Genomic DNA, 25,740 nt, shown 5'->3' with positions numbered 1-25,740 from the left:
AGCCTCCCATGAAAACACACGCAAGTCCCCCGCCCGCTCTCGGCCTGCCCGAACTGGCCCTGATCGCCATCACCTTCATCTGGGGCGGCACTTTTCTTGTCGTGCAGCATGCCGTGACGGTCAGCGGCCCGCTGGCCTTTGTCGCTGCCCGCTTTGCCGTGGCCGCCAGCATCGGCGCCCTCGTTTGCCGGGGCCAGCTGCGCCAGTTGACGAAGGCCGAATTGCTGACAGGAATGGCCATCGGCGTGAGCATCTTTGGTGGCTATGCACTGCAAACCTATGGCCTGATGCATATCACGAGCAGTAAATCGGCCTTTATCACGGCCTTCTATGTGCCCATCGTGCCGCTGGTGCAATGGCTGGTCTTCAAGCAGCGGCCCCGCGCCGCCGTCTGGGCGGCCGTGGTGCTGGCTTTCGTCGGCTTGCTGTTGCTCACGGGAACGGATGGCTTGAGCATGGGCTTGGGCAAAGGCGAGCTGATGACGGCCGTGGGCGCCATCGCGATCGCGCTGGAAATTATTTTGATCAGCCGCGTCTCGCCGCAACTGAACATCCTGCGCGTGACCATCGTGCAACTGGCCACGGCGTCCCTGATCGCCCTGCTGCTGATGCCCGTCATGGGCGAAGCGCCGCCAGCCCTGAGCCAGACGTTCATCCTCAGCGTGCTGGCCCTGGGCTGCGCCAGCGCACTGATCCAATATGTGATGAACTGGGCGCAAAAGCGCATTTCCGCCACCAAGGCTACCTTGATCTACGCGGGCGAGCCCGTGTGGGCGGGGGTGATCGGGCGCATCGCCGGCGAACGCCTGCCCGCGCTGGCCATCGTTGGGGGGATATTGATCATTTGCGCGGGCATCCTCAGCGAGTGGCGACCGAAGCGCCTGCGTGCCGATGGCAAGGCCATCGCGCCATCAGATTAACAACGCCTAACAAAACCGTAGCGAGCGGAAGGAAGTTGTGGTTGAGAAGCGCAACTGTACGAAGGTACGGGGACGCCGAGTCAGTGAGCATCGCAGACCGCAAATTACGACGCGCAGTAGGTTTTGATAGGCGTTCTAAGCCTCGGCCCGCCGCAGCGCCATATCCCCATGCAGCGCCAGCGGCACGGCCCTGGCCCAGCGGTTCGAGGATAGCGAAAACGTCAGCGCGCGCACCTGGTGGTACCAGCCGGCGGGCACGTACAGCATGTCGCCCGGCTCGACGATGCATTCGATCATGCTGGCGTGGCGCGCCAGGGGGAAACGCTCGAAGTCGGGCGCTTCCGGGTCGAACGGCGAGCCGAACAGGATGGCGTTCGCTTCGTTGGGGTACAGAAAGGCATCGTGGTGTGGCGGCGACAGGAAGATGCGCTTGCGGCCCCACACCTGGGCAAAGATATTGTCGTCGTAATCGCAATGCAAGGGTGTCACCGTGCCGGCCGGCCCCACCCAGAAGCGTGGCGGGCCCATCTTGTCGAAATACGTGGGCCAGTGGCACAGGCGGTTCAATTCGCGCAATTCCAGGTTGCCCAGATACGGCGGCAGCGCGTACTTGCCCTCTGCCACCAGGTCCAGGTATTGCCCCATCGACATATCCTGCATGGCGCGGTCGGCTGCAAACGCCGTGTTGATGTAGTCGCCCACCCGCGCGCGCACGGGCACGTGGCTGAACTGCTGGCGCAAGACGTCGGGAGCCAGGGTGGACAAGGGCCAGCGCTGCACCAGCCCGCGCATCAGGAAGGGCAGGCCCAGCGCGGCGCGCGCGCGGAAGGCGGCAGCGTCCAGCATGGACAGGCGCGGCACCTCGCTGATGGCCGGCAAATTACGCGCCACCTGCTTGATGGCTGCGCGCATGGCGTCGATGGAAATGACGCCGCGCACCTGCGCATCCTTGTCTTCGCGCGCCTGCTTGCGCGCGAGTGCCGCTTCGGGCGAACTGCATTCTGCTGGTGGCCTGGGCGGCAAGGCGCGCGGCGCGATGGGGGTGGCCGCAAGCTCGGGCGGCACTTCTTTTTCTACGGACATAAACCTTCTTTGCGATCAGGGCGTCGCGCGGCATGGCGCGACAGTGCGCCATTCTAAGCCAGCAAGGCCAGCATGACCTATTCCCCCCACGCATCGACACCTGACAAAACCGTCGCGAGCGGAAGGTAGAGGTGGCCGAGAAGCGCAACCGCACTGAGGTGCGGTGAGCATCGCAGGCCGCAAAGCGCGACGCGCAGCAGGTTTGGTCAGGTGTCCTCAGACAGGCGTCTTGAAGATGGGATCGACGATGAACTGCTGCGCCTTGATGCGCAGGGTGCGCTCTTCGTCCAGCTCGGCGCGCGTTTCGCCCAGCTCTTCGCGTTCCGCTTCCAGTTCCAGGCGCGCGGCCGCCAGTTCCGTTTCCACGCGCGTCAGGCTTTCCAGCTTCAACTGAGCCTGGATCAATTCGGCGCGCGCCGCTTCGGCAGCCTCTTCCAGGCGTGGAATGCCTTCGAGCTTGAATTGCGCCTTGGCCAGGTCCATGCGCGCCTGCTCGGCCGCCTCTTCCAGGCGCGGCAATCCTTCCAGGCGCAGCTGTGCCTTGGCCAGGTCCGTGCGGGCTTGATTCGCCACTTGCCGCTCGCGTTCGAGTTCATCGCGCAAGGTTTCCAGCTCACCCGCCTGCAGGTCGAGCAACTCTTGCTGGCGCTCGTTCTCGCTGGCCAGGTCCATCAATTCCTGCTGATTGTCATTCATCTCGGCTTCATGCGCGCTGTGGCTGGCGCTCAATTCCTGTCCTACATAATCGAGGATGGCTTGCTGCAGCACGGGCGACAATTCGGCGGCGGCAGCGATCTGGCGCTGCGCACCCGCCTTGCGGCGCAGCAGCAGCTTGCTGATGGTGCCCAGGCAGGCGCCGTTGCCCAGTCGTTCGCGCAAGGCGCGCACCGTGATGGCCTGGCCTTCGCCCGCCATCGCGTCCATTGCCGCATTGATCTGTTCCGCGCTTACTTTTGCCATGTCGTGTGCTCTTGAATGTTGCTCAGGGCAATCTTGCCCAAGGGCATTATCTTATGCCAGCAGCGGCAAAGCGTAAAGTATTTCTCAATAGAAATTGCAATTGCACAACGGAAGTGTGAGAAAAAATGCGGCATGCGGTGTTTAGGACACCTAACAAAACCGTAGCGAGCGGATGCGAGTTGTGGCTGAGAGGCGGAGCTGTGCGGATGCACGGGGCCGCCGAGGCAGTGAGCATCGGAGGCCGCAAATCGCGACGCGCAGTAGGTTTTGATAGGTGTTACTCTTCGAGCAGGCCATTTTCCGTCAGCATGTCCTGCACCAGTTCCAGGCGCAGCACGGGATTATCCTGGCTTAGCAGCAATTGCTTTTGCATGGGACTCAGGGACAGCAGCTCGCACCAGCGGTTCGCCACCCAGCCGCACTCATCGAGGCGGTATGGCGGCTGCAGGGGCATTTGTTCAGGCGGGATCTTTTGCTCCTGCAAGGTACGGATCAGGGCGCCGAGCGCGTCGGCCACGTTCTGCTGCTCTTGCGGAATAAGAATGGTTTTATCAGGCGGCAAGGTGTCGATCTGCGCCATCCACAAGCCGTGCTTCAGCTGCTCGCTGGAGACGATATGAAAGCGCTGCATGCCCATGCATTTGATTTGCAGCAAACCCGACAGGGGCGCGGCCCAGTCGATGACGCGCGCCAGGGTACCCACGGGCGCCAGAGTTTCCTGTTGACCCGGCTTGCGTACTTCCGCGCCGTCCAGCAACTGCACCACGCCAAACGGCTGCTCGCCCATGATGCACTTGCGTATCATGTCCAGGTAGCGTACCTCGAAGATCTGCAGGGGCAGATAGCCATCGGGATACAGCACCGTATTGAGCGGGAACAAAGGTATCGAGGTCATAGGCGCATGATGGCACGAATGGCATATCCGTGCTGCGCGCTTGCCTTGTCAGCCTGACAGCGCCGATTATTTGTAAAAGCGCCTTTTCTTGGCCCGCTCGGCCGCCTTCGGTGCCAGCACCTTGACGGCCTTTTTCTGGATGGTGCCGCCGGCGGACGTACCCGGCACGCGATGTTCGGCTTCGAAACCGGGCTCCTCGTTGCGCTTGAGGGTTTGCCGCGTCAGCGCTTCCACGGCCGACAGCAATTCCACCTCGTCGGCGCAGACGAGGGAAATGGCCTCGCCCGAAGCACCCGCGCGGCCCGTGCGGCCGATGCGGTGGATATAGTCTTCGGCGACCGTCGGCAAGTCGAAATTGACGACGACGGGCAATTGATCGATGTCCAGGCCGCGTGCCGCCACGTCGGTGGCCACCAGCACCTGCACCTCGGCAGATTTAAAACGGGCCAGCGCGCGCAGACGGTTCGGCTGCGTCTTGTCGCCATGAATCGAGTCAGCGCGCACGCCCTGCTCCAGCAAGGTATTCACCAATAGCTCAACGCCCTTGCGCGTCTTGACGAAGACCAATACCTGGCCCCAGCGCTTTTTCTTCAGCAAGTGCAAAAACAGTTCCGGCTTGCGTTTCTTGTCGCACACGATGACCGATTGCTTCACGGCCTTGACCGTGCTGTTACGCGCGCTCACTTCCACCGAGACGGGGTCCTTCAGCATGGTTTTCGCCATGGCGCGGATGGCGTCCGAGAACGTGGCCGAGAACAGCAGGGTCTGGCGTTGCTTGGGCATCGTCATCAGCAATATATCGAGCTCGCGCTCGAAGCCCAGGTCCAGCATGCGGTCCGCCTCGTCCAGCACCAAGGTTTGCACCTGCTCGAACTTGACGGCGCCCTGCGTCTGCAAGTCCAGCAAGCGGCCCGGCGTGGCCACCAGCACGTCGAGGCCCTTGCGCAATTTGCTGATCTGCGGCTCGATGGGCACGCCGCCATACGCGACAAAGCTGCGCAGCGGCAAGTTGCCGCCATAGCTGCGGAAGCTGGCATAGACTTGCTCGGCCAGTTCGCGCGTCGGCACCAGCACCAGCACGCGTACGCACTGGGGCGCCACCACGCCTTCCAAAGTCAGGCGCTGCAGCAAGGGCACGGCAAAGCCGGCCGTCTTGCCCGTGCCCGTCTGGGCGGCGGCCATCAGGTCGCGCCCGGCCAGGACAAAGGGAATCGCTTGCGCCTGCACGGGGGTGGGCTTGGCATAGCCGAGCTCATCGAGTTTGCGGACCAGGGGATCGATCAGGCCGAGGGAGGAAAACGTCATGGAGAAAGCAATCTTGGCAAATGAAAAGGTGGCGCACGGACCAGCCGTGCGCGCGATTGCCGAGATTATAGGCCAGCGGGCATGCCGGCCGCAGTTTTCAGCATGAAAACATCGCCATCAGAACTTCATTTCCATCGTCGCGCGCGCCTGCGGCGAACTGGTGGAAATGCCATTGCGGGCGACGGTGCCGCTGGCGTCCGTGTAGCTGGTGTTACTTTCGAAATCTTGCGCCAGCAGGTTCGACACAGCCACGCGCAGCTGGTTCTTCGCATCGAACTTCCATACGGCATACAGGTCAAGGTCGCGCCGCGGCGACGTGTACGCGCTCTGGCGCTCGGTGATGCGCACGGGACCACCCGTGCGGAAATTGAAGCTGCCCCCCGTGCTCAAGACGCCATCGGGCGTCTTGTAGTCGAGGCCAAAGTTGCCGCTGAGGGGCGTTTGCTGGTCGAGCCGGTTGTCTGGTCCCGGCACCCGCTCCACCTGCGACCAGTTGCGGCTGATGCTGGCGCGCACGTCGAGCACGGGCACGGGCGCGGCCAGCACGGCGCGCAAGGGGAACTTCGCTTCCAGTTCCAGTGTCTGAGTATTCGCGCGGCCATCATTGATGGGCGTGGACACCCAGCGATCATCGATGAACAGCAGTCCCTGGCGCGTATAGCCGTCGATGCGGCGGGCCGAGGCGCGCGCACTGAGCAAGGCGCTGTCGGCCCAGTAATGTTCGTACGAGGCATCGATGCCCAGCGCCAGCTCCGGCTTCAAGTTCGGATTGCCTACACGGTCAGGCTCGGTCTGGCTATTATTTGTCGCAATACTGCGGCGCGGAATCAGGTTCGACGTGGAAGGCGACTTGTAGGTGCGCGTCAGGGCCAGACGGACCTGGTCACCCTTGGTGTCGGGCAGTTTCCACAGGGTTTGCAGCAGCGGGCTCCACACGCTGCTGCGCTGCTGCACGGCCTCAAAGGTATCGCCGGCGCTGCGCGTGTCGATGCCTTCCCAGCGCACGCCCGCATACATGGACCAGCGCGGCGTGATATCCCATTCATCCTGTGCATACAAGGCCAGGAGCTTGATATCGGCATCGAAATGCTCATCGCTATCGGCGGGCGGGCGGCCGCCCGGCAAGGCCTGTTCACGCTGGAGGCGCTCTTCCTCGCGTCGGCTGAGGGTGCCATCCCAGCCCATGGACAGTGCATGGCCCGGCATCCAGGGTGTGGAATACTTGCCGGTGGACGACAAGCTGCTGTAGGTCGCCTCGACACGCACGTTGCGGTCCAGCACCAGCCCCACGCCATCGATATAGCCGAGCGGATGGCTATCGGCCGTATTGCTGGTGGCGCTGGCGCGCAGGCCCAGTTCCAGCTTGGCGCCACCGTCGAGCTTGCGCACCCACGTCAGGTCCGTGCGGCCGAAAACGTAATGGTTGCCGGAAGTACCGTCATTCGTGTCGTAGTCGGGACGCAAGCCCAGCAGCGTGTCGGTCCGGTTATGGCTGCGGTTATCGCTGCGTCCGCCATTGAGAAAAAATTGCGCCGTCAGGTTATCGCCGTCCGCGAATGCCCAGTTCAGCCGGGGCGACAGGTTGATGCCCTCCGAACGGCCATCGCCCGTGCCGGTGATACGCCGCAGCAGATTTTGCTGGCCATCGGGCAGATAGCCCAGGTCCAGCGCCGGCCTGTCCTGCGGATTCTCGTAGTGGTAATCGTAGCGGTAGAACGACGCGGCCAGCGAGTACGAGAAAATGCCGTCCTTGTCCGACAGTTGCAAGTTACCGTTGCTGGAAAAGGCATCGCGCCCACCGCCCACGCCCAGCTTGACGTCGCGCTGCGCCGTTTTCACGGCCTTTTTCAGCACCACGTTGATGGTGCCGGCGATCGACTGGGTGCTGTACTCGGCACTGGCCGCATGCAAAATTTCGATGCGCTCAATGACGTCGGGCGACAGGGTATCGAGCGAAAAACCGGCGGGCGCCCGCTCGCCATTGAGCAAAATCTGCGTGTAGCCGCTACCCAGGCCACGCATGCGGATTTCGCCGCCCGAGCGCCCGGCCGCGCCGGACACGGTAATGCCGGGCAAGCGCTTGAGCACGTCGGTGACATTCGTGTCGCCATACTTGAGGATTTCCTCGCTGCCCACGACCATCTTGCTGGCCGTATCGTCGCGACGCGGATCATAGCCGCCACCCTTCACTTCGACGGTTTGCATGGGCTTTTCGGCCTTCAGCGGCGCGGCGGCGGCAGCTTCAGTAGCGGGCGTTTCGGATTGCTGGGCCTGGGCATTCCAGGCAAGTAAAACGGCAGAACAAAGGACGGTTAGGCGAAGGCAACGGCGCGGCATCATGACCTGGCTAAAAAAAGTTGGCTGAATAAAAATGGCTAAAAGCTAAAAAACAGGCCGCTGTATTGTGCTGCAATTTTTTCCGAGTGACACAGTTTCCTGAAAATATTTACTATGGCAAATTAAATTCGGCGGCAGCCTGCGATACGCACCCTTGCATACGGCATTATCATTGCGCGCCACATCGCCGCTATAATGCGTTTTCGCCATTATTCCGATCACCCCGTCAAAGGCTTCCCATCGTGTCTGACCGTCTTGCCGTCCTGCCTCAATATCTGCTTCCAAAAGGAGCGTTGACCAACTTTGCCGGCCGCATCGCCGGCGCGAAGGGCGGCGCCATGACCACGCGTTTGATCCGCTGGTTCGTCGGCCGCTACAACGTCAACATGGATGAGGCGCTGGACCCGGACATCACGCACTACACGAGCTTCAACGACTTTTTCACGCGCGCGCTGCGCCCCGATGCCCGTCCGCTGGCGCAGGCCGACTACGTCTGCCCCGTCGATGGCCGCATCAGCCAGTTCGGCAGCATCGACAAGGACCAGATCTTCCAGGCCAAGGGCCACAACTTCAGCACCACGGCCCTGGTGGGCGGCGATGCGGCCCTGGCGGCGCAGTTCGAGCATGGCAGCTTCGCCAATCTGTACCTGAGCCCGCGCGACTACCACCGCATCCACATGCCGTGCGATGGTCGCTTGACGCGCATGATTTATGTTCCTGGTGAATTGTTCTCCGTCAACCCGACGACGGCGCGCGGCATTCCCGGCCTGTTCGCCCGCAACGAGCGCGTCGTGTGCGTGTTCGACACGGCCAACGGCCCCTTCGTCATGACCCTGGTCGGCGCCACCATCGTCGGCAGCATGGCCACCGTCTGGCACGGCGTCGTCAACCCGCCCCGCACGGGCCAGGTGCGCGACTGGAGCTATGCGAACGACAATGTGGTGCTGAAACAGGGCGAAGAGCTGGGCCGCTTCCTGCTCGGCTCCACCGTCGTCATGCTGTTCCCGCAAGGCACAGTCGATTTCAATGCCGGCTGGCAACCAGCCGGCCCCGTGCAGCTCGGCGAAGTCATGGGCAACGTGCCCAAGTAAGCGAGCGGAATGCGCGCCTACACGGGCGCGTCCGTTTGATACATTTCCTCCATCAGGTCGAGAAAAGCGCGCGTCTTGGCCGGCATCAATCGCCGACCAGGAAACACGGCCCAGCCCGTGACCAGCGGGAAACTCCACTCCGGCAACACGCGCACCAGTTCCCCCGTCTCCACATAGGTCTTGGCAAAGCGATCCGTGCTGGCCGCGATGCCCACGCCCGTGCAGGCCATGCGCACCAGCAATTCCGGCGAATTGGCCAGCAGGCGCACGGGTAAATCGCGCTCCCACGTCGTCTTGCCACGGATCAAAGTCCAGTGCACGAGACCATGCACGGCGCGCGGCAAGCTGAGCAGATCATGGCCGTATAAATCGTCGGGATGCTCGGGCAAGCCGTGCACGCTCGTGTATTGCGGCGAGGCATACAGGGCCAGGGTGCTGAAGGCCACGCGGCGCGCGGCCAGGCTGGCATCGTCGGGCAAGTTGCCCATGCGGATAGCTAGGTCAAAATTTTCTTCCAGCAAATCCACGCGGCGCGCCGACAAGTCCAGCTCCAGCGAAATGGCCGGGTAGCGGCGCACGAACTCGGCCAGCACCTGGCGCATCAGCGCGTCGCCGAAGTCGGCCGGCATGGAAATGCGCAGCAAACCGCTGGGCCCCGCCTGGCGGTGCTGCGCCAGCGCGCCGGCCGCTTCCGTTTCTTCCACCACCTTGCGCGCATGTTCGAGCAGGCTGGCGCCGAACTCCGTCAGCGCCAGCTTGCGCGTGGTGCGCAGCAGCAGCCGTTCACCCAACTTCGCTTCCAGCAGCGAGATGCGGCGCGACAGGGTCGACTTGGGCAAGTCCACGCGCTGGGCGGCACGCGAAAAACTGCCGCACTCGACGACGCGCGCGAACAGCAGCAAATCTCCGGGATCGATATCCATATTTTTGATTGTTGCATGAGTGGATTAATGTTATCCATTTTAACGCCTTCCGCATCAATTTTGGAATTGCTATAGTTCATCCATCGCAAGACACCTCACACGGAGAAACAAGATGAACATCCTGCAAATCAATTCCAGCGCCCGCAGCACCGGTTCCGCCTCGACCCGTCTGGCTGACGCCATCGTTGCCCGCGTGCAAGCCGCCAACCCTGGCGCCACCCTGGCGCGCCGCGACCTGGCTGCCCAACCGCACCCCGTGCTCGACGAGCCGACCCTGCAAGCGCTGTTCACGCCAGCCGACAAGCGCACGCCGGAGCAAGCAGCCCGCATCGCCCTGGACGACGCGCTGATTGCGCAAGTGCAAGCGGCGGACGTGATCGTCATCGGCGCACCGATGTACAACTTCGGCATCACCGTGCAACTGAAAAGCTGGTTCGACGCGATTGCCCGCGCCAACGTCACCTTCAAGTACACGGAAAACGGCCCCGTGGGCCTCTTGACCGGCAAGAAAGTCTACGTGGGCCTGTCCCGCGGCGGCTTGCACCGCGATAGCGCCAACGATAGCCAGGTGCCTTACCTGAACACCATGTTCGGTTTCCTGGGCCTGACGGACGTGCAATACGTGTATTCGGAAGGCATGGGCATGGGCCCGGAAGCCGTGGCCAAGGCGCAAGCGCAAGCGGACGCCGAGATCAACGCGATCCTGGTGTAATCCCCAGCAGTGAAAGGGGCGGCGCACTGGCGCCGTCCTGGCCTAGAGGAGAAAGCAATGAGCGACATCACCAGCGTCAACAAGCCACGCGCCGTCGAGCGCGTGATCGCCGGCCAGGCCGTCATGGATGGGGCCGGCGTGAAGATCAACCGCGTGCTGACGCAGCAGTTGCAGCGCCGCCTCGACCCGTTTTTGATGCTCGACAACTTTGCCAGCGACAAGCCGAACGACTATATCGCCGGCTTTCCCGAGCATCCGCACCGGGGTTTCGAAACGGTGTCGTACATGATCACTGGGCGCATGCGCCACAAGGACAGCGCGGGCCACGAAGGCTTGCTGACTTCGGGCGGCGTGCAATGGATGACGGCCGGCAGCGGCGTGATCCACTCGGAAATGCCGGAACAGGAAGAAGGCGTGATGGAAGGCTTTCAGCTGTGGCTGAACCTGCCCGCGCGCGACAAGATGCGCACGCCGTGGTACCGCGATTTCACCAGCGCCGAAATCCCCCGCTACACGACGGACGACGGCGTGGCCGTGCAAGTGATCGCCGGCGAGAGCCATGGCGTGACGGGCGCCGTGCAGCGCGAGCTGACAGAACCGCTGTATCTCGACATCGACTTGCCGGCCGGCAGCAGCTTCGAGCAGCCATTGCCGCCAGGCCATAACGCTTTCATCTACACTTTCCGTGGCGAAGTGCAGGTGGACGGCAAGGCCGTGCCCGCCCTGCGCATGGCCATCTTCGCCAACACGCCGGGCAGCGACGGCGTACGTATTGAAGCACCGCAAGGCGGCCGCGTGATCCTCGTCGCCGGCCAGCCCTTGAACGAGCCCATCGCGCAGTATGGCCCGTTTGTCATGAATACCCAGGCGGAAGTGTTCCAGGCCGTGCAGGACTTCCGCGAAGGCAAGTTTGGCGAGACGGCAACGCAGTAACATAGTCTGCTTCAGGAAAAACCTGCAGCGCCTCCGGGCCTGCAGGTTTTTTTACGTGCCGCCCATGTTGTTGCTTTTCAATTACACTGACGCCAACCTCATTCCACAAAGCATTCCATGCAGCCGACGCACACCGAACACGACGCCACCCATTTGCACGCCCACCTGAAGGGCGACGCCCAGCACACCCACTCGTTCGAGGGGCGCAGCCAGAGCATCCTCGCGTGGGCGCTGGGGCTGACCCTGTCATTTGCCGGCATCGAGGTAGTAGCCGGCTTTATGTCCAATTCGCTGGCCCTGATTTCCGACGCGGGCCACATGGTCACGGATGCGGCCGCGCTGGGCCTGGCCCTGCTGGCACAACTGATCGCGCGCCGCCCGCCGTCGCCGCGACACTCGTTCGGCTTCGGCCGCGCCGAGGCGCTGGCCGCCTTCGTCAACGGCCTGGCCATGCTGTGCGTGGTGGGCTGGATCTGCTATGAAGCCGCGCTACGCTTTTCCGCCCCGCAACCTGTGAAGGGCGGCATGGTCTTCGTCGTCGCCTTCATCGGCCTGGCGATCAACGTGGTGGTGGCGTGGGTATTGTCGAAAGACAAGCAAAGCGTCAACACGCGCGCCGCCCTCGTGCACGTGATGGGCGATTTGCTCGGTTCGGTTGCCGCCATCATCGCCGGCGCCGTGATTTACTTCACGGGCTGGATGCAGATCGACCCGCTATTGTCCGTGCTGGTATCGCTGTTGATTTTGAAATCGACCTTCGGGGTATTGAAAGAGTCCTACCACTTCCTGATGGAAGGCGTGCCCATGCACATCGACTACATCGCCGTGGGCACCGACGTGGAGCAAGTGGACGGCGTGATCGCCGTGCACGATCTGCACGTGTGGGACATGTCACCGGGCCAGCCGGCCCTGATCGGCCACGTGGAAATCGAGCACCTCGACCATTGGTCAAACGTCTTGCGCGCGATCAAGAAGATGCTGTTGGCGAAGCATGGCATCGACCATATTACTTTGCAGCCGGAGACGGCGGCGATGGCCGGCTTGCATCAGGGTGACAAAACCCACTAGCAAGGACCGGGGTCAGACCCTGAGGGTCTGACCCCGGCCTCTGCTCTTGGGTGGAACAAGATTAACTGCGTCTTGCTTCCAGCACCCCGCTCACGTCTTTAATGACATTCAACGCCTTCAACAACTGCGCCGTCGAGCTGATCTCGGCCGTAAAGGTCATGCGGGCCTGGCCCTTGGCGCTTTGGGTATTGACGCCGATGACGTTGATTTTCTCTCGCGAAAAGATTTCGGAAATGTCGCGCAGCAAGCCCTGGCGGTCGCCGGCGAGAATGAAGACGTCGACCGGATATACCGTGTCGTGCCCGCCCGTGCTGCCCCATTCCGTGAAGATCACCCGTTCGGGCGCCTTGGCGCGCATTTCCTCGAAATTCTTGCAGGTGGCGCGGTGGATGGAGACACCCTTGCCGCGCGTGACGAAGCCGACGATGCTGTCCGGCGGCGCCGGTTTGCAGCACTTGGCCAGCACCGTCATCAAGCCCTCGGTGCCCACCACCAGCACGCCCGACTTGGCGCCCTGCTCCACGCTGGAAGCGCGGCTTTTTCCCACCAGCACGGCGTCTTCCGGCACCACCACTTCGCCATTGTCGTGCAGCGCCTGCTCCACGTGGCGCAGACTGAATTCATCCTTGCCCACCGACAGGAACAGCTCGTCGACTTTTGCAAAGCCCAGCTTTTGCGCCAGCGCCTCCAGGTTGACGGCCGTCTTGCCTTCGCGCTGCAAGGATTTTTCCACCAGCGCGCGGCCGTGGGCCAGGGTTTCCTGCATGTCGATGGCGTGGAACCAGGCACGAATTTTGGAACGCGTGCGCGTGCTGACGGCGTAGCCGGCGCCCAGCCAATCGCGCGATGGACCGGCCGTGCCCGGCGCGCCCTTGGCCGTGATGATTTCGCAGGTCTGACCGTTCTTTAATTGCGTATTCAGGGGCACCATGATGCCGTCGACCTTGGCGCCACGGCAGCGGTGGCCCACGTCCGTGTGCAGGTGATAGGCAAAATCGACGGGCGTGGCGCCCACGGGCAATTCCAGCACCCGCGCCTGCGGCGTCATGACGAAGATGCGGTCGTCCAGCGTGGCCGATTTGAGCTTTTCCACCCATTCGCGCTGGATTTCTTCCTGGCCCACGACGGCGTCGGCCACTTCCGTCTTCCACGCCAGCAACTGGCGCAGCCAGGCGATCTTTTCGTCGTATTTCTGGCCAGCAAAGTTCGAGCCGCCCTCTTCCTTGTAGCGCCAGTGCGCGGCCACGCCGTATTCGGCAAAGCTGTGCATTTCATTGGTGCGGATTTGCACTTCCAGCGGGCGGCCATCCTCGGCCGTCACCACCGTGTGCAGCGACTGATACCCATTCGGTTTCGGCCGCGAAATGTAATCGTCGAATTCTTTCGGGATGGGGGTCCAGATATTGTGGACCACGCCCAGCACCGTGTAGCAAGTTTTCACGTCGGAAACGATCACGCGGAAAGCGCGCACATCGTACAGGGCCGTGAAATCGAGTTCCTTGCCGCGCATCTTGTTCCAGATGCTGTAAATGTGTTTCGGGCGGCCAAATACTTCCGCCTGAATACCGGCCGAAGCCAGTTCCGTCTGCAGGCGCAGAATCGCAGAGGAAACAAAGCCCTCGCGCATCATGCGCTTTTCTTCCAGCATCTTGGCAATGCGTTTATATGCTTCCGGTTCGATGAAGCGGAACGATAAATCTTCCAGTTCCCACTTCAGCTGCCAGATACCGAGGCGGTTGGCCAGCGGCGCGTACAAATCCAGCGTTTCCTTACCGTATTCACGCGTCATTTCGTTGAACAGCTTTAATTCGGCGAAATAGCGCAAGGTCGTCACGCAAGCGGCCAGGCGTACCAGCACGACGCGCATGTCGGACGCCATCGCCAGCAGCATCTTGCGCAAAGTTTCCACCTGGGCCACGGCTTGCTGCGCCGCATTCTTGCCGCGACCGGCAGCGCTGCCGTGCTGCGCCTGGGTCAGCGCGCGCAAACGGATCAGCTGGCGCACGCCTGTCGCCAGGTCGCACACCTGCTTGCCGAAGCGCGGCTCGATATCGGCCGCCGTATCCGGCTCCAGCAGGGTCAGCTCGAACATCAGGCCGGCAATGCGCGTTTCCGCATCGCTGCGCAGGAAAGCCAGGGTGGTGGCCACGCCGATGGCGAATTCCAGCGCTGAACGGCCGGCAAAGGTCTGCTTGTCGCCATACGCTTCGGTGGCATACGCGAACGCGTCCAGCACGCGCGCGCTGTCCGGCGCACTCAAGCCCTCTACCAGTTGTTCCGAGGTGACGCTATTCGGGGCCGAGATGGAAACCATGTAATGCCTTATAAACTAAATAACTGAATAACTTAGCGCTCTGCAGCGATGACGACGATTTCAACCAGGCATGCCGGATTGGCCAGCTTCGCCTCTACGGTGGCGCGCGGCGGAGTGTGGCTTGACGCGACCCAGTCATCCCATACTTCATTCATGCCATCGAAGTCTTTCATGTCGGCGATGTATATCTGGCACGACAGGATGCAGGTCTTGTCGCTGCCCGCTTCCGCCAGCAAACGGTCGACATGGCCGAGCACTTCGCGCGTCTGGCCGACGATATCTTGCGTCGTGTCTTCGGCGATCTGGCCAGCCAGGTAGATGGTGTTGTTGTGTATGGCTACTTCGGAGAGGCGTTTGCCTACGTGCAGTCGTGTAATTTCCATGCTTCTTCTTTCGGTTGTTTCAAAATCTGTACAGCGTTACTGATTATTACTTGCCCAGCAAAAACTTGCGCGCGATGGCGATCTGATCGTCGTGCACGAAGGTGGGCGCATGGCCCACGCCGGCGATTTCCACCAGCTGCGCCTTCGGGCCCCGGCCCAGCATGATCTGCGCCGTCGCGTGCGACAGCAAATCGGATTCCGACCCGCGCACCAGCAAGGTGGGGCAGCGCACGGCATCATACGCGGCCCACAGCATGGCTTCGTCGCTGGCCGCCGATTCCGGTGTGGCCGAACGGAACGGCATGGCCAGGCCCATATCATAGTGACGGCGCCAATGGCCATCCTTATCCTGACGCAATACGTCCACCGCCAGTTTATGCCATTCCGCGTCCGTGTGCGGGCCGAAGCTGGCGGACACGTCGCGCACAAACCTGGCGCCCTGCTCGAACGTCTCAAAACGCAAGTCCTGGCCGATGTAGTCGCCGATGCGCTGCAAGGCTTCCGGCGCCAGGGTCGGGCCGATATCGTTCAGCACCAGCTTGCTGATCGGGCTGTCCGGCAACGATGCCAGGCCCAGGCCGATCAAGCCGCCCATCGAGGTGCCAAACCAGTCCACCGTCTGGCGTTCGCCGTTAGCCAGCACGCGCGCCAGCAGGGTCACCATGTCGCTCACATATTGCGGTACGCGGTAGAACTGCGGATTGGCCAGCCAGCCCGAACGCCCGCGTCCCACCACATCGGGGCAGATGACGCGGTAATCGCTGGCCATGGCGCGCGCCAGGTTGTCGAAGTCGTCCGCCACGCGCGTCACGCCATGGGCGCAGACGAGCACGTTCGGATTGTCGGGCGCACCCCACTCCTTGTATGACATGGTATGCAAGCCTGCGGGCGAGATGCATTGCACTGACTTGATGCTGGCTTCGATCATGCGATTTCCTTATTTGATATAAAAAGAGCACCGCTTTCTGCCTGCCAAGGGGTGTCCCGCGCGCGACGCTACGGCAGTGTAGCGCAGCGCGGGCAATGCTCCAAGCGCACGCCTGAAATGCTGCGCCGCAACAGGCCAGCCAAGCCGCAATACCCGATATAGCGAAAATGCATATCTGCGGTTATCCACAATTGAGGCGGCCCGGCAATGGGCGGATGATCGCAGCATCAACCCGCAAGAGGAGACCACTCGTGAAAAAACCATTCTATAAAATCCTGTATGTACAGGTGCTGTTCGCCATCGTGGCAGGCGTGCTGCTGGGGGTGTTCTACCCATCGAACGCCGTCGACATGAAACCGCTGGGCGACGGGTTTATCAAACTGATCAAGATGATCATCGCCCCGGTGATCTTCTGTACCGTGGTCTCCGGCATTGCCGGCATGCAGGACGTGAAGAAAATCGGCCGCGTAGGCGGCAAGGCGCTGCTGTACTTTGAAGTGGTCTCCACCTTCGCGCTGGCCATCGGTTTGCTGGTTGCCAATATCCTCAAACCGGGCGCCGGCTTCAACGCCGATCCCGCCCACCTGGACGCCAAGTCGATCGCGCAATACACGCACGCCGAAGGCTTGACGACGGTGGACTTCCTGATGAACATCATCCCGAAGACCTTCGTCGACGCCTTCGCCAAGGGCGACATCCTGCAAGTGCTGCTGATCGCCATCCTGTTCGGCTTCTCGCTGTCCCTGCTGGGCGAGCGCGGCCGTCCGGTCACCAAGCTGATCGACGAGCTGTCGCATGCCATCTTCGGCATGGTCAACATCATCATGAAAGTCGCTCCCATCGGCGCATTCGGCGCGATGGCCTTCACCATCGGCAAATACGGCCTGGCTTCGCTGATCCCGCTGGCTAAACTGATGGGTTCGTTCTACCTGACCTGCTTCCTGTTCATCTTCGTCGTGCTGGGCGCCATCGCCAAGTACACGGGCTTCTCCATCGGCCGCTTCTTGCTGTACATCAAGGAAGAACTGCTGATCGTGCTGGGTACCAGCTCGTCGGAATCGGCCCTGCCGGCCCTGATGAAAAAACTCGAGCGCCTGGGCTGCTCGAAACCGGTGGTCGGCCTGGTCGTGCCTACCGGCTACTCGTTCAACCTGGACGGCACCAACATCTACATGACCATGGCGGCCCTGTTCGTGGCACAAGCGACCAACACGGAACTGACCATCTGGCAGGAACTGACCATCCTCGGCGTGGCGATGCTGACCTCGAAAGGTGCGTCCGGCATCACGGGCGCCGGCTTCATCACCCTGGCCGCCACCCTGGCTGTGGTGCCGACGATTCCCGTGGCCGGCATGGCGCTGATCTTGGGCATCGACCGCTTCATGAGCGAATGCCGCGCGCTGACCAACTTCATCGGCAATGGCGTGGCCACCATCGTCGTGTCGAAATGGGAAAAAGAACTGGACATGGACAAGCTGCATAGCGAGCTGGCCCATCCCACCCACCCCATCGACGATGCCTACGTTGCACCGGCCGTGAATATCGTCAAGTAAGCGCCTCATTCACTGGAAAAGCCCCGCGGAGCGATCCGCGGGGCTTTTTGCATTGCGCGCAAGTTTGATCGCATCATCAACAAACAGTAAATCATGCATCAATATTTATCATGATGATCAATGAATCAAAAAGCATTACAGTGCTGTCACCTGTTCGCAGCCAGGCTCGCGCATAATGACATTGCGTTAATGCAAGCCTGACACCGAACCATCCACCTTTTTGAATGGAGTACGTCATGTCCCTCACACCCGCCCTCTACGCCACCTGGTCTCCACGCTTGCTGGGCCTGCTGCGCATCATCCTCGGCTTTCTCTTCCTGCAACACGGCACGGCCAAGCTGTTCGGCGCGCCGCACGTGGCCATGTTCGACGGCTTGCAACTGCTGTCCGTGATGGGTGCGGCCGGCGTCATCGAACTGGTCGGCGGCAGCTTGCTGCTGGTGGGCCTGTTCACGCGCCCCGTCGCCTTCATCCTGTCGGGCCAGATGGCGGCCGCCTATTTCATGGCGCATGCGCCAGCCGGCTTCCTGCCTATCCTGAACGGCGGCGAAATGGCCGTGATGTACTGCTTCAGCTTCCTGTATTTCGCGGCAGCGGGTGCCGGCGCCTACAGCCTGGACGGCTTGCGCGGCAAGGCGGGCGCATAAAAAAAGGCGGACATCGCTGTCCGCCCTGCTTCAATACGACGATCCGCTTGTATTCCGCTTACACGGCCGAAACGTCCAGCTCAGCGCCCGTGGCCGCCTGCACCTGCTCCTTGGTCACGCCCGGCGCCAGTTCCACCAGCTTCAGGCCATTTTCCGTCACGTCGATGACGCCCAGGTCGCTGATGATGACGTCCACCACGCCCACGCCCGTCAGCGGCAAGTCGCACTGTTTCAGCAATTTATGCGACGTCGTGCCATCCTTGGCCGTGGCCACGTGCTCCATCAGCACGACGACGCGCTTGACGCCGGCGACGAGGTCCATGGCGCCGCCCATGCCCTTGACCATCTTGCCTGGAATCATCCAGTTCGCCAGGTCACCCTTTTCCGACACTTGCATGGCGCCCAGGATGGCCAGGTTGATCTTGCCGCCGCGGATCATGCCGAACGAGTCAGCCGAGCTGAAATAGGCGGCACCGGGCAAGGCCGTCACCGTCTGCTTGCCGGCGTTAATCAGGTCGGCATCAACTTCCGCATCGGTGGGAAACGGGCCGATGCCCAATAAGCCGTTTTCCGACTGCAGGAATACTTCCATATTCTCCGGCACATAGTTGGCCACCAGGGTCGGCAAGCCGATGCCCAGGTTCACATAAAAGCCATCCTGCAATTCCTTTGCCGCGCGCGCGGCCATTTCGTCACGTGTCCAAGCCATAATAATCTCCGTATTCTTTTTTATGCTTCAGTGCGCACGGTGCGCTGCTCGATGCGTTTTTCCGGGTTCGCGTTGACCACGATGCGGTGCACGAAGATGCTGGGGGTGTGCACCTGGTCCGGGTCGATCTCGCCCACTTCGACCAGTTTTTCCACTTCGACGATGGTGATCTTGCCGGCCATGGCCACGTTCGGGTTGAAATTGCGCGCTGTCTTGCGGTAAACCAAATTGCCGGCGCGGTCGGCCATGTAGGCTTTCACCAACGATACGTCGGCCACCAGGCTGCGTTCCATCACGTATTGTTCGCCGTCGAATTCGCGCAGTTCCTTGCCGTCGGCAACGATGGTGCCCACGCCCGTCTTGGTGAAGAAGGCGGGAATGCCGGCGCCGCCGGCGCGCAGTTTCTCGGCCAGGGTACCTTGCGGCGTGAATTCCAGTTCCAGTTCGCCGGCCAGGTACTGGCGCGCGAACTCCTTGTTTTCGCCCACATAGGAGGCGATCATTTTCTTGATCTGGCGCGTGGTCAGCAGCTGGCCCAGGCCGAAGCCGTCCACGCCGGCGTTGTTGGAAATGGCCGTCAGGCCCGTCACGCCCGAATCGCGCAAGGCAGCGATCAGGGCTTCGGGAATGCCGCACAGGCCAAAGCCGCCAACGGCGATGGTCTGGCCATCTTGGACGATACCGGCCAGCGCCGAGGCGGCGTCAGGATAAACTTTATTCATGAGTGTCCCTCTATCTTTTGTTAAGCTTTGGTCTTGAGTCCATGACTCAGGCAGCGACTCAGCATAAAATACGCGAGTGGAAAGTACAATACCGTAGAACTACCGGCGCCGTGCCAGCAATCCCCCTGTGAGAGTGATACGTATCAGATGAACGCCGCGTCAGCCATCGATTATGAAAGCATCTTCCTGCACGCACCCGTGGGCATGTGCATGTCGGAAAACCGTATCATGCGCAGCTGCAACGAAGCGCTGGCATCCATGTTCGGCTATGCGCGCGCCCAGCTCGACGACCAGTCCTTCGAAGTACTCTACCCCACGCACGACGAATTCCTGCGCACGGGTGACCGCATCATCCCCATCATGAACACCAAGGGCCGCTATTCGGACGAGCGCATCATGCGCCGCAGTAATGGTGAATTGTTCTGGTGCCATGTGACGGGCCACGCCATGCTGCCGGGCCAGCCACTGGGAGCGGGCATCTGGACGTTCGAGGATGTCAGCGAGAAACGCCCCGTGACGGCCCAGCTGACCCCGCGCGAGCGCGAAATCGCCGCCCTGCTGGTGGAAGGCAAGACCAGCAAGGTCATCGCCCGCCAGATCGACCTCAGCCCCCGCACGGTGGAAATGCACCGCGCCAAGCTGATGCGCAAATTCGCCGCCGCGACCTCATCCGAACTGGTGCACAAGCTGGTGGGACTGCAGCTGCAGCGCTAGCTGGCGGCCTAGAAGGTACTCATTCCACCGTCTGCGGAAATGATCGCGCCGTTGATAAAGTGCGAATCCTCGCCCGCCAGCAACAGCAGCAGGCCGTCCAGGTCTTCCGGCTTGCCCGGGCGCTTGTTCGGCAGCATCTCGATCAGCTTCTTGCCCTGCTCGGTGGCAAAGTAATCTTCATTGATCTCGGTGGAAATGTAGCCGGGGCAGATGGCGTTGGTGTTGATACCATACTTGCCCCACTCCACGGCCATGGCGCGCGTCATGTGCACCATGCCCGCCTTGCTCATGCAATACACGCCGATCTGCGGCAGCACCTGCAAGCCCGCCATCGAGGCGATATTGATGATGCGGTGCTGTTTCTTCGGGTCGCCCTTGGCGCGCGCGATCATGCGCTTGGCCGTCTGCTGGGCCACGAAGAACGAGCCGCGCAGGTTGGTGTCCATCACGAACGAGTAATCCTCGGGCGTGACGTCGACCAGGCGTTGCGTGGTGGAGACACCGGAATTGTTGACGAGGATATCGATGGGGCCCGCTTCCGTTTCCGCATGCGCGATGGCCGACTTGATGCTGGCGAAGTCGGTCACATCGAGCGACACCACGTGCGCGGCGCCGCCATCGGCTTCGATTTCGGCGCGCAACTCCTTCAGGCGTTCGGTGCGGCGCGACGCCAGCACGACCTGTGCGCCCGCCTGGGCCAGCACTTTCGCAAAACGCGCGCCGAGGCCGCTCGATGCGCCGGTAATCAGGGCAATCTTGCCCTCGAAATTGACTTCTATGCCCACGAGCTACTCCTGTTTTGTTTTAGATAACACTTTACACCGTGCCAAGGGCACAGGGGCAAAATACCCTGCGTCACACTTGAGCAAAGGTAAACGCCATCATTACACAAAATGGCTGGATTTAGATTGCGGCGAGGGGCAATGTCACGCAAAATGGCGCCAAAGTTGCAATCCTCGCCAAAAACAAGCACACTCGTGCTTAAATTTATCCGAAGATTCCTCACCCACCCATTTAGTGACTAACAATCGAGACCATGACACAGCCTAATAACTTAGTTGAACAGTACGGACCGCGCGACACCATGGAGTATGACGTGGTGATCGTCGGCGGTGGCCCCGCAGGCTTGGCGGCGGCCATCCGCCTGAAGCAGCTGGCCGCTGAAAAGAGCCAGGAAGTGTCCGTCTGCGTGCTGGAAAAAGGCGGCGAACTGGGCGCGCATATCCTGTCCGGCGCCATCATGGACCCGAAAGCGTTGAGCGAACTGATTCCGAACTGGAAAGAACTGGGCGCGCCCCTGAACACGGCAGTGACGGAAGACCGCATCCTGTTCCTGACGGAAACCAAAGCGTATAAAACGCCGAACTTCGCCGTGCCGGCCTGCTTTGAAAACCACGGCAACTACATCGTCTCGCTGGGCAATGTGGTGCGCTGGATGGGCCAGCAGGCGGAAAACCTGGGCGTGGAAATCTTCCCCGGCTTCCCTGCTGCGGAAATCCTCTACAACGACGACGGTTCCGTGAAAGGCGTGGCGACCGGCAATATGGGTGTCAAGCGCGATGGCGAACCGGGTCCCGACTTCCAGCAGGGCATGGAGTTGCACGCCAAGTACACCCTGTTCGCAGAAGGCGCGCGCGGCCACCTGGGCAAGCAATTGATGGCCAAGTATGACTTGAACGCCGGCAAGGATCCGCAATCGTACGGCATCGGCATCAAGGAGTTGTGGGAAATCGACCCGGCGCAGCACAAGCCGGGCCTGGTGATCCATTCGACGGGCTGGCCACTGGACGCGAAAACCTACGGCGGCTCCTTCCTGTACCACCTGGAAAACAACCAGGTGATGGTCGGTTATGTGGTGGGCCTGAACTACGAAAACCCGTACCTGTCGCCCTACGAGGAATTCCAGCGTTATAAAACGCATCCGGAAATCCGCAAGTTCTTCGAAGGCGGCAAGCGCATTTCGTACGGCGCGCGCGCGATCACGGCCGGCGGCCTGCAATCGTTGCCGAAACTGGTGTTTGCCGGCGGCGCGCTGATCGGCTGCGATGCGGGCTTTTTGAACATGAGCCGCATCAAGGGCAGCCACGCGGCCATCAAGAGCGGCATGCTGGCGGCGGACGCGGCCTTCGGCGCGCTGGGCGAACAGCGCCAGCACGACGAACTGTCCAGCTACCCTGTCGCGTTTGAACAATCCTGGCTGCATGAAGAGCTGCACGTGGCGCGCAACGTCAAGCCTTGGCTGTCGAAAGGCCTGTACCTGGGCAGCGTGATGACGGCCGTCGACCAGCTCCTCTTCCGTGGCAAGGCGCCATGGACCCTGCACCACACGCATGGCGACCACGAGTGCCTGAAGCCTGCGGCCCAGTCGAAAAAGATCGTGTATCCGAAACCCGATGGCAAGCTGACCTTCGACAAGATGTCGTCCGTGTTCATCTCGAACACCAACCACGCGGAAGACCAGCCGATCCACCTGACGTTGAAGAACGCCAGCGTGCCCGTCGACGTCAACCTGGCCATGTATGCGGGTCCGGAAGCGCGCTACTGTCCTGCCGGCGTGTACGAGTTCGTGAAGAATGACGACGGCGCCGAGCGCCTGCAGATCAATGCGCAAAACTGCGTGCACTGCAAGACCTGCGATATCAAGGACCCGACGCAAAACATCGTGTGGGTGACGCCGGAAGGCGGCGGCGGACCGAATTATCCGAATATGTAAATGCCGATTCCTGGCAAGCTGGTATGTAGAATGGCGTGGACGTCGCAAGATGTCCACGCCATTTTTTTCAAACTGAACTTTCTGAAGAAGATGTTTCTATAAAGCACTGCCAACCGTTACAATTGAAGGTGGCATACACTCTCCCCTCCTCTCATGCACGCTACCGATCCCGCAACATCGCCGCCGAGCGACGTTCAACAGCCGAGTCAACAGGAAATCGATCACATCGTTCGCCTGTATGAAAGCGGTGAGCAGGTCCAGATGGAGGAGGCGACACGCGCCATGGTGGACGCCTACCCCATGTCGGCGCTGGCCTGGAGCGTGCTGGGCATGGCCTTGCGGCTGCAGGGCAAGGACGCCTTGCCGGCCCTGCAGAAGACGGTGGAACTGGCACCCGACGACGCCGAAGCCCATCTGCACCTGGGCAATGCCCATCTGGACGGCGGCCATCCCGACCTGGCCATGCCGTATTTCATTCGCGCCCTGGAACTGGCGCCAGCCTTTGCCGAAGCGCTCAGCCGCCTGGGCGACGTGCTGCAAGCGCAAGGGCATCTGAAGGAAGCCGCGGAATGCTATGGCGGCGCGCTGGAGATCGATCCCGCGCTGGCCATGGCGCATCGTGGCAAGGGCGATGTCTTGGTGGCGCAGCAACAATTTCAGTCGGCGCAGTCGAGCTATCGCCAGGCGCTGACACTGGAACCGGGCGCAGCCGACATTCATCGCAAACTGGGTGACGTGCACGTCGCCCTGAACCGGCCGGATGCGGCACTGCAAAGTTATGCGGCAGCGCTGGAAATGGATCCTGAAAACGCCATGGCGCATGGCGGCATGGGCAATGTGCTGTTCCGGCTGGATCGCAATGCGCAGGCGGCGGCCAGCTATCGCAGCGCCACGGCGCTGCCGACGGCAAACGCGGCACACTACCATGGCCTGGGGCGCAGCTTGCATGCGCTCGGCGCAACGGCCGACGCCGAGAGCGCGTACCGGCAATCAATCGCGCTCGACGCCTCGCTCGCCGCACCCATGCTGCATTACGCCGACCTGTTGCGTGAAACCCGGCGCAAGGAGCCGGCCATCGCCATCTACCAGGCGGTGCTACTGTTGGAACCCAATAATATCGATGCCCTCAACAACCTCGGCATGGCCCTGCAGGAAGACGGCCAACTGGAGGCGGCGCTGGCGTCCTTCCGGCAAGTTGCCCTGCTGGCACCGGACAATCCTGTCACCCACAGCAATATCGCCGCCGCCCTGAACGATATGGGACAGCGCGAAGCCGCGCTGGAAAGCTGCCGGCGCGCCGTGAAGCTGGGGCCAAAATCGACCGCCGCGCATGTCAACCTGGGCACTTGCCTGATGGAGATGGGCCGCCTGAGCGAAGCCGTCACCAGTTTTGAAACCGTGGTCAAACTCGATCCGCATCACCGCCGGGCGTATGTCAATATCAGTGCCGCATTGAATCGCCTGGGCCGTATCGACCAAGCCATCGTGCATTGCCGCAAAGCACTGAAGATCCACCCGGACTGGGATGAATTGCACAGCAACCTGCTGTTCTACCTGACGCATAGCCAGGACATCGACGCGGCCACCCTGTTTGCCGAACACCTGAAATATGCCGACCATTTCGAGGCGCCGTTGCGCGCCTCCTGGCTGCAGCATACCAATGTACGTGATCCCGAACGCACGCTGCGTATCGGTTTTGTTTCAGCTGACCTGTACAACCACGCGGTGGCAAATTTCATCACGCCCATCCTCGAGCAACTGACTCAATCGCCGCGCCTGGAAATCGTGATTTACGCCAACAGCTTTCACGATGACCACGTCAGCCGGCATCTGCACGGCCTGGCAAACATCTGGCGCCAGGTAGAGAGGCTGACCCATGCCGAGCTGGCGCAACTGGTCACCAGCGACGCCATCGACATCCTGATCGACCTGTCCGGCCACACCGGCTTCAACCGCCTGCCGACGTTCGCGCGCAAGCCGGCGCCGTTGCAAGTAACTTGGATCGGCTACCCAGGCACGACTGGCTTGCAGGCGATGGATTACCTCCTGACTGATCGGTATTATTGCCCCCCCGGCGAACTCGATGATCAATTTACCGAGAAGCTCGCCCGCCTGCCCGCCAGCGCAGTTTTCCTTCCTTCGCCTGAAGCTCCCGCAGTAAGCCCTGTGCCAGCAATTGAAAATGGCTACATTACATTTGGCAGTTTCAACCGGGCTGGCAAATTGAGCCGTGAAGTCATCTCCCGCTGGTCAAAATTGTTGCGAGCCGTACCCCACGCAAAGATGTTACTTGCTGGCATGCCAAATGATCATGCCAGCAATATGTTTCGCTCATGGTTTAACGACGAAGGCATCGTGTCGGAGCGCTTGAGCTTTTATGCCCATACAAATATCCACGATTACCTTGATCTGCATCGAATGGTTGACATTTGCCTCGACACCTACCCGTACACCAGCGGCACCACGGGCTTCCACGCACTATGGATGGGCGTACCAACCTTGACGATGCTAGGACCGACCCTGCCCGGGTACGTCAGTGCCTCGATATTATCCCATGCTGGCCTCAGTGACTTCATCGCACGTGGAGAGGCTGAATTCCTGGAAAAAGGTATTTTACTCAGCCGCGATGTCGATCGACTAGCAGAGCTACGCATGCAATTGCGCGATCGAATGAAAAATGCCGCGAACGGTCAGCCCACAGTCATCTCCTCGGGACTGGAGAATGCACTGCGTAGCATGTGGCAGCGCTGGTGTGCCGGACTTGCGCCAGCAACTTTCGATGTAACAACCGGTCGAATTTCGCAAGAATAGGACAAACCATTACGATCGT

The 25,740-nt window shown here is 61.4% G+C and carries 22 protein-coding genes; 10 read left to right on the top strand and 12 right to left on the bottom strand.

All coding sequences use genetic code 11. The features are described 5' to 3' along the window. Positions 1-8 precede the first annotated feature (8 nt). Complete coding sequence (locus ACP7EG_RS14325) at positions 9-920, top strand: DMT family transporter (protein WP_426088122.1); 912 nt, start codon at positions 9-11, stop codon at positions 918-920. A 135-nt stretch (positions 921-1,055) separates the two neighbouring features. Here ACP7EG_RS14325 and ACP7EG_RS14320 read toward each other — a convergent pair whose 3' ends face one another. From ACP7EG_RS14320 to ACP7EG_RS14300, 5 genes are all read right to left on the bottom strand, one after another. Continuing rightward, positions 1,056-2,003, bottom strand: a complete 948-nt coding sequence (locus ACP7EG_RS14320) for a cupin-like domain-containing protein (RefSeq protein ID WP_426088121.1) — start codon at positions 2,001-2,003, stop codon at positions 1,056-1,058. Between the two features lie 216 nt (positions 2,004-2,219). Beyond that, complete coding sequence (locus tag ACP7EG_RS14315) at positions 2,220-2,963, bottom strand: DNA-binding protein (protein WP_096235078.1); 744 nt, start codon at positions 2,961-2,963, stop codon at positions 2,220-2,222. Between the two features lie 277 nt (positions 2,964-3,240). Further along, on the bottom strand, positions 3,241-3,858 hold the full coding sequence (locus ACP7EG_RS14310) for an LON peptidase substrate-binding domain-containing protein (protein ID WP_426088120.1): 618 nt from the start codon (positions 3,856-3,858) through the stop codon (positions 3,241-3,243). 66 nt (positions 3,859-3,924) lie between these two features. Then, the gene (locus ACP7EG_RS14305; protein ID WP_426088119.1) at positions 3,925-5,163 is read right to left on the bottom strand and encodes a DEAD/DEAH box helicase; all 1,239 of its coding nucleotides are present in this window, start codon (positions 5,161-5,163) and stop codon (positions 3,925-3,927) included. A 117-nt stretch (positions 5,164-5,280) separates the two neighbouring features. Then, the gene (locus ACP7EG_RS14300; protein WP_426088118.1) at positions 5,281-7,368 is read right to left on the bottom strand and encodes a TonB-dependent receptor plug domain-containing protein; all 2,088 of its coding nucleotides are present in this window, start codon (positions 7,366-7,368) and stop codon (positions 5,281-5,283) included. 374 nt (positions 7,369-7,742) lie between these two features. Here ACP7EG_RS14300 and asd point away from each other — a divergent pair, with 374 nt between their 5' ends. Beyond that, positions 7,743-8,591 (top strand): archaetidylserine decarboxylase, encoded by an 849-nt coding sequence (gene asd, locus ACP7EG_RS14295; protein WP_426088117.1) that lies wholly within the window; start codon positions 7,743-7,745, stop codon positions 8,589-8,591. Between the two features lie 17 nt (positions 8,592-8,608). Here asd and ACP7EG_RS14290 read toward each other — a convergent pair whose 3' ends face one another. Continuing rightward, positions 8,609-9,514: a LysR family transcriptional regulator gene (locus ACP7EG_RS14290; RefSeq protein ID WP_289948606.1), complete on the bottom strand. Its 906-nt coding sequence runs from the start codon at positions 9,512-9,514 to the stop codon at positions 8,609-8,611. Positions 9,515-9,626: 112 nt separating this feature from the next. Between ACP7EG_RS14290 and ACP7EG_RS14285 the strand changes: the two genes are divergently transcribed. From ACP7EG_RS14285 to ACP7EG_RS14275, 3 genes are all read left to right on the top strand, one after another. Continuing rightward, positions 9,627-10,226 carry an FMN-dependent NADH-azoreductase gene (locus ACP7EG_RS14285; protein WP_070311835.1) on the top strand — a complete coding sequence of 200 codons (600 nt, stop codon included), beginning with the start codon at positions 9,627-9,629 and terminating at the stop codon, positions 10,224-10,226. 57 nt (positions 10,227-10,283) lie between these two features. After that, positions 10,284-11,159 (top strand): pirin family protein, encoded by an 876-nt coding sequence (locus ACP7EG_RS14280; RefSeq protein ID WP_426088116.1) that lies wholly within the window; start codon positions 10,284-10,286, stop codon positions 11,157-11,159. Positions 11,160-11,276: 117 nt separating this feature from the next. Next, positions 11,277-12,227, top strand: coding sequence for a cation diffusion facilitator family transporter (locus ACP7EG_RS14275; RefSeq protein WP_426088115.1), 951 nt, complete (start codon positions 11,277-11,279; stop codon positions 12,225-12,227). 61 nt (positions 12,228-12,288) lie between these two features. Here the strand turns inward: ACP7EG_RS14275 and ACP7EG_RS14270 are convergent, their stop codons facing one another. From ACP7EG_RS14270 to ACP7EG_RS14260, 3 genes are read right to left on the bottom strand one after another with little or no spacing between them, the layout of a single operon-like run. Further along, complete coding sequence (locus ACP7EG_RS14270) at positions 12,289-14,541, bottom strand: RelA/SpoT family protein (protein ID WP_426088114.1); 2,253 nt, start codon at positions 14,539-14,541, stop codon at positions 12,289-12,291. Between the two features lie 32 nt (positions 14,542-14,573). Beyond that, complete coding sequence (locus ACP7EG_RS14265; RefSeq protein WP_096235068.1) at positions 14,574-14,924, bottom strand: RidA family protein; 351 nt, start codon at positions 14,922-14,924, stop codon at positions 14,574-14,576. Positions 14,925-14,970: 46 nt separating this feature from the next. After that, on the bottom strand, positions 14,971-15,852 hold the full coding sequence (locus ACP7EG_RS14260; protein WP_071077799.1) for an alpha/beta fold hydrolase: 882 nt from the start codon (positions 15,850-15,852) through the stop codon (positions 14,971-14,973). Between the two features lie 251 nt (positions 15,853-16,103). Here ACP7EG_RS14260 and ACP7EG_RS14255 point away from each other — a divergent pair, with 251 nt between their 5' ends. Together ACP7EG_RS14255 and ACP7EG_RS14250 are read left to right on the top strand one after the other, a co-directional pair. Further along, complete coding sequence (locus ACP7EG_RS14255; RefSeq protein WP_426088113.1) at positions 16,104-17,405, top strand: dicarboxylate/amino acid:cation symporter; 1,302 nt, start codon at positions 16,104-16,106, stop codon at positions 17,403-17,405. A gap of 236 nt (positions 17,406-17,641) precedes the next feature. Then, positions 17,642-18,052: a DoxX family protein gene (locus tag ACP7EG_RS14250; protein ID WP_426088112.1), complete on the top strand. Its 411-nt coding sequence runs from the start codon at positions 17,642-17,644 to the stop codon at positions 18,050-18,052. A 58-nt stretch (positions 18,053-18,110) separates the two neighbouring features. On the opposite strand, the gene ACP7EG_RS14245 is transcribed toward ACP7EG_RS14250, so the two are convergent. Next, positions 18,111-18,761 (bottom strand): CoA transferase subunit B, encoded by a 651-nt coding sequence (locus ACP7EG_RS14245; protein ID WP_426088111.1) that lies wholly within the window; start codon positions 18,759-18,761, stop codon positions 18,111-18,113. A 20-nt stretch (positions 18,762-18,781) separates the two neighbouring features. Beyond that, the gene (locus ACP7EG_RS14240) at positions 18,782-19,483 is read right to left on the bottom strand and encodes a CoA transferase subunit A (RefSeq protein WP_101480844.1); all 702 of its coding nucleotides are present in this window, start codon (positions 19,481-19,483) and stop codon (positions 18,782-18,784) included. Between the two features lie 147 nt (positions 19,484-19,630). On the opposite strand from ACP7EG_RS14240, the gene ACP7EG_RS14235 reads away from it, so the two are divergent. After that, a complete protein-coding gene (locus tag ACP7EG_RS14235) occupies positions 19,631-20,197 on the top strand; it encodes a LuxR C-terminal-related transcriptional regulator (RefSeq protein WP_099759549.1) in 567 nt (188 codons plus the stop codon). 8 nt (positions 20,198-20,205) lie between these two features. Here the strand turns inward: ACP7EG_RS14235 and ACP7EG_RS14230 are convergent, their stop codons facing one another. Then, positions 20,206-20,982: an SDR family oxidoreductase gene (locus ACP7EG_RS14230; RefSeq protein ID WP_034752351.1), complete on the bottom strand. Its 777-nt coding sequence runs from the start codon at positions 20,980-20,982 to the stop codon at positions 20,206-20,208. A 251-nt stretch (positions 20,983-21,233) separates the two neighbouring features. On the opposite strand from ACP7EG_RS14230, the gene ACP7EG_RS14225 reads away from it, so the two are divergent. Both ACP7EG_RS14225 and ACP7EG_RS14220 read left to right on the top strand, forming a co-directional pair. Beyond that, on the top strand, positions 21,234-22,910 hold the full coding sequence (locus tag ACP7EG_RS14225) for an electron transfer flavoprotein-ubiquinone oxidoreductase (protein WP_426088110.1): 1,677 nt from the start codon (positions 21,234-21,236) through the stop codon (positions 22,908-22,910). 153 nt (positions 22,911-23,063) lie between these two features. After that, positions 23,064-25,721 (top strand): tetratricopeptide repeat protein, encoded by a 2,658-nt coding sequence (locus ACP7EG_RS14220; protein WP_426088109.1) that lies wholly within the window; start codon positions 23,064-23,066, stop codon positions 25,719-25,721. Positions 25,722-25,740 lie beyond the last annotated feature (19 nt).

The sequence above is a fragment of the Janthinobacterium sp. PSPC1-1 genome, from assembly GCF_049897625.1.
Lineage (GTDB): Bacteria > Pseudomonadota > Gammaproteobacteria > Burkholderiales > Burkholderiaceae_D > Janthinobacterium > Janthinobacterium tructae.
The sequence above is the reverse complement of the archived record's forward strand: the minus strand, read 5'-3'. Positions and strand labels throughout refer to the sequence as shown.

Excerpts from the sequence above, each read along its gene's own strand:
- ACP7EG_RS14325 (WP_426088122.1), top strand. The coding sequence starts at position 9 with ATGAAAACACACGCAAGTCCCCCGCCCGCTCTCGGCCTGCCCGAACTG.
- ACP7EG_RS14320 (WP_426088121.1), bottom strand. The coding sequence starts at position 2,003 with ATGTCCGTAGAAAAAGAAGTGCCGCCCGAGCTTGCGGCCACCCCCATC.
- ACP7EG_RS14315 (WP_096235078.1), bottom strand. The coding sequence starts at position 2,963 with ATGGCAAAAGTAAGCGCGGAACAGATCAATGCGGCAATGGACGCGATG.
- ACP7EG_RS14310 (WP_426088120.1), bottom strand. The coding sequence starts at position 3,858 with ATGACCTCGATACCTTTGTTCCCGCTCAATACGGTGCTGTATCCCGAT.
- ACP7EG_RS14305 (WP_426088119.1), bottom strand. The coding sequence starts at position 5,163 with ATGACGTTTTCCTCCCTCGGCCTGATCGATCCCCTGGTCCGCAAACTC.
- ACP7EG_RS14300 (WP_426088118.1), bottom strand. The coding sequence starts at position 7,368 with ATGCAAACCGTCGAAGTGAAGGGTGGCGGCTATGATCCGCGTCGCGAC.
- ACP7EG_RS14290 (WP_289948606.1), bottom strand. The coding sequence starts at position 9,514 with ATGGATATCGATCCCGGAGATTTGCTGCTGTTCGCGCGCGTCGTCGAG.
- ACP7EG_RS14285 (WP_070311835.1), top strand. The coding sequence starts at position 9,627 with ATGAACATCCTGCAAATCAATTCCAGCGCCCGCAGCACCGGTTCCGCC.
- ACP7EG_RS14280 (WP_426088116.1), top strand. The coding sequence starts at position 10,284 with ATGAGCGACATCACCAGCGTCAACAAGCCACGCGCCGTCGAGCGCGTG.
- ACP7EG_RS14275 (WP_426088115.1), top strand. The coding sequence starts at position 11,277 with ATGCAGCCGACGCACACCGAACACGACGCCACCCATTTGCACGCCCAC.
- ACP7EG_RS14270 (WP_426088114.1), bottom strand. The coding sequence starts at position 14,541 with ATGGTTTCCATCTCGGCCCCGAATAGCGTCACCTCGGAACAACTGGTA.
- ACP7EG_RS14265 (WP_096235068.1), bottom strand. The coding sequence starts at position 14,924 with ATGGAAATTACACGACTGCACGTAGGCAAACGCCTCTCCGAAGTAGCC.
- ACP7EG_RS14260 (WP_071077799.1), bottom strand. The coding sequence starts at position 15,852 with ATGATCGAAGCCAGCATCAAGTCAGTGCAATGCATCTCGCCCGCAGGC.
- ACP7EG_RS14250 (WP_426088112.1), top strand. The coding sequence starts at position 17,642 with ATGTCCCTCACACCCGCCCTCTACGCCACCTGGTCTCCACGCTTGCTG.
- ACP7EG_RS14245 (WP_426088111.1), bottom strand. The coding sequence starts at position 18,761 with ATGGCTTGGACACGTGACGAAATGGCCGCGCGCGCGGCAAAGGAATTG.
- ACP7EG_RS14240 (WP_101480844.1), bottom strand. The coding sequence starts at position 19,483 with ATGAATAAAGTTTATCCTGACGCCGCCTCGGCGCTGGCCGGTATCGTC.
- ACP7EG_RS14235 (WP_099759549.1), top strand. The coding sequence starts at position 19,631 with ATGAACGCCGCGTCAGCCATCGATTATGAAAGCATCTTCCTGCACGCA.
- ACP7EG_RS14225 (WP_426088110.1), top strand. The coding sequence starts at position 21,234 with ATGACACAGCCTAATAACTTAGTTGAACAGTACGGACCGCGCGACACC.
- ACP7EG_RS14220 (WP_426088109.1), top strand. The coding sequence starts at position 23,064 with ATGCACGCTACCGATCCCGCAACATCGCCGCCGAGCGACGTTCAACAG.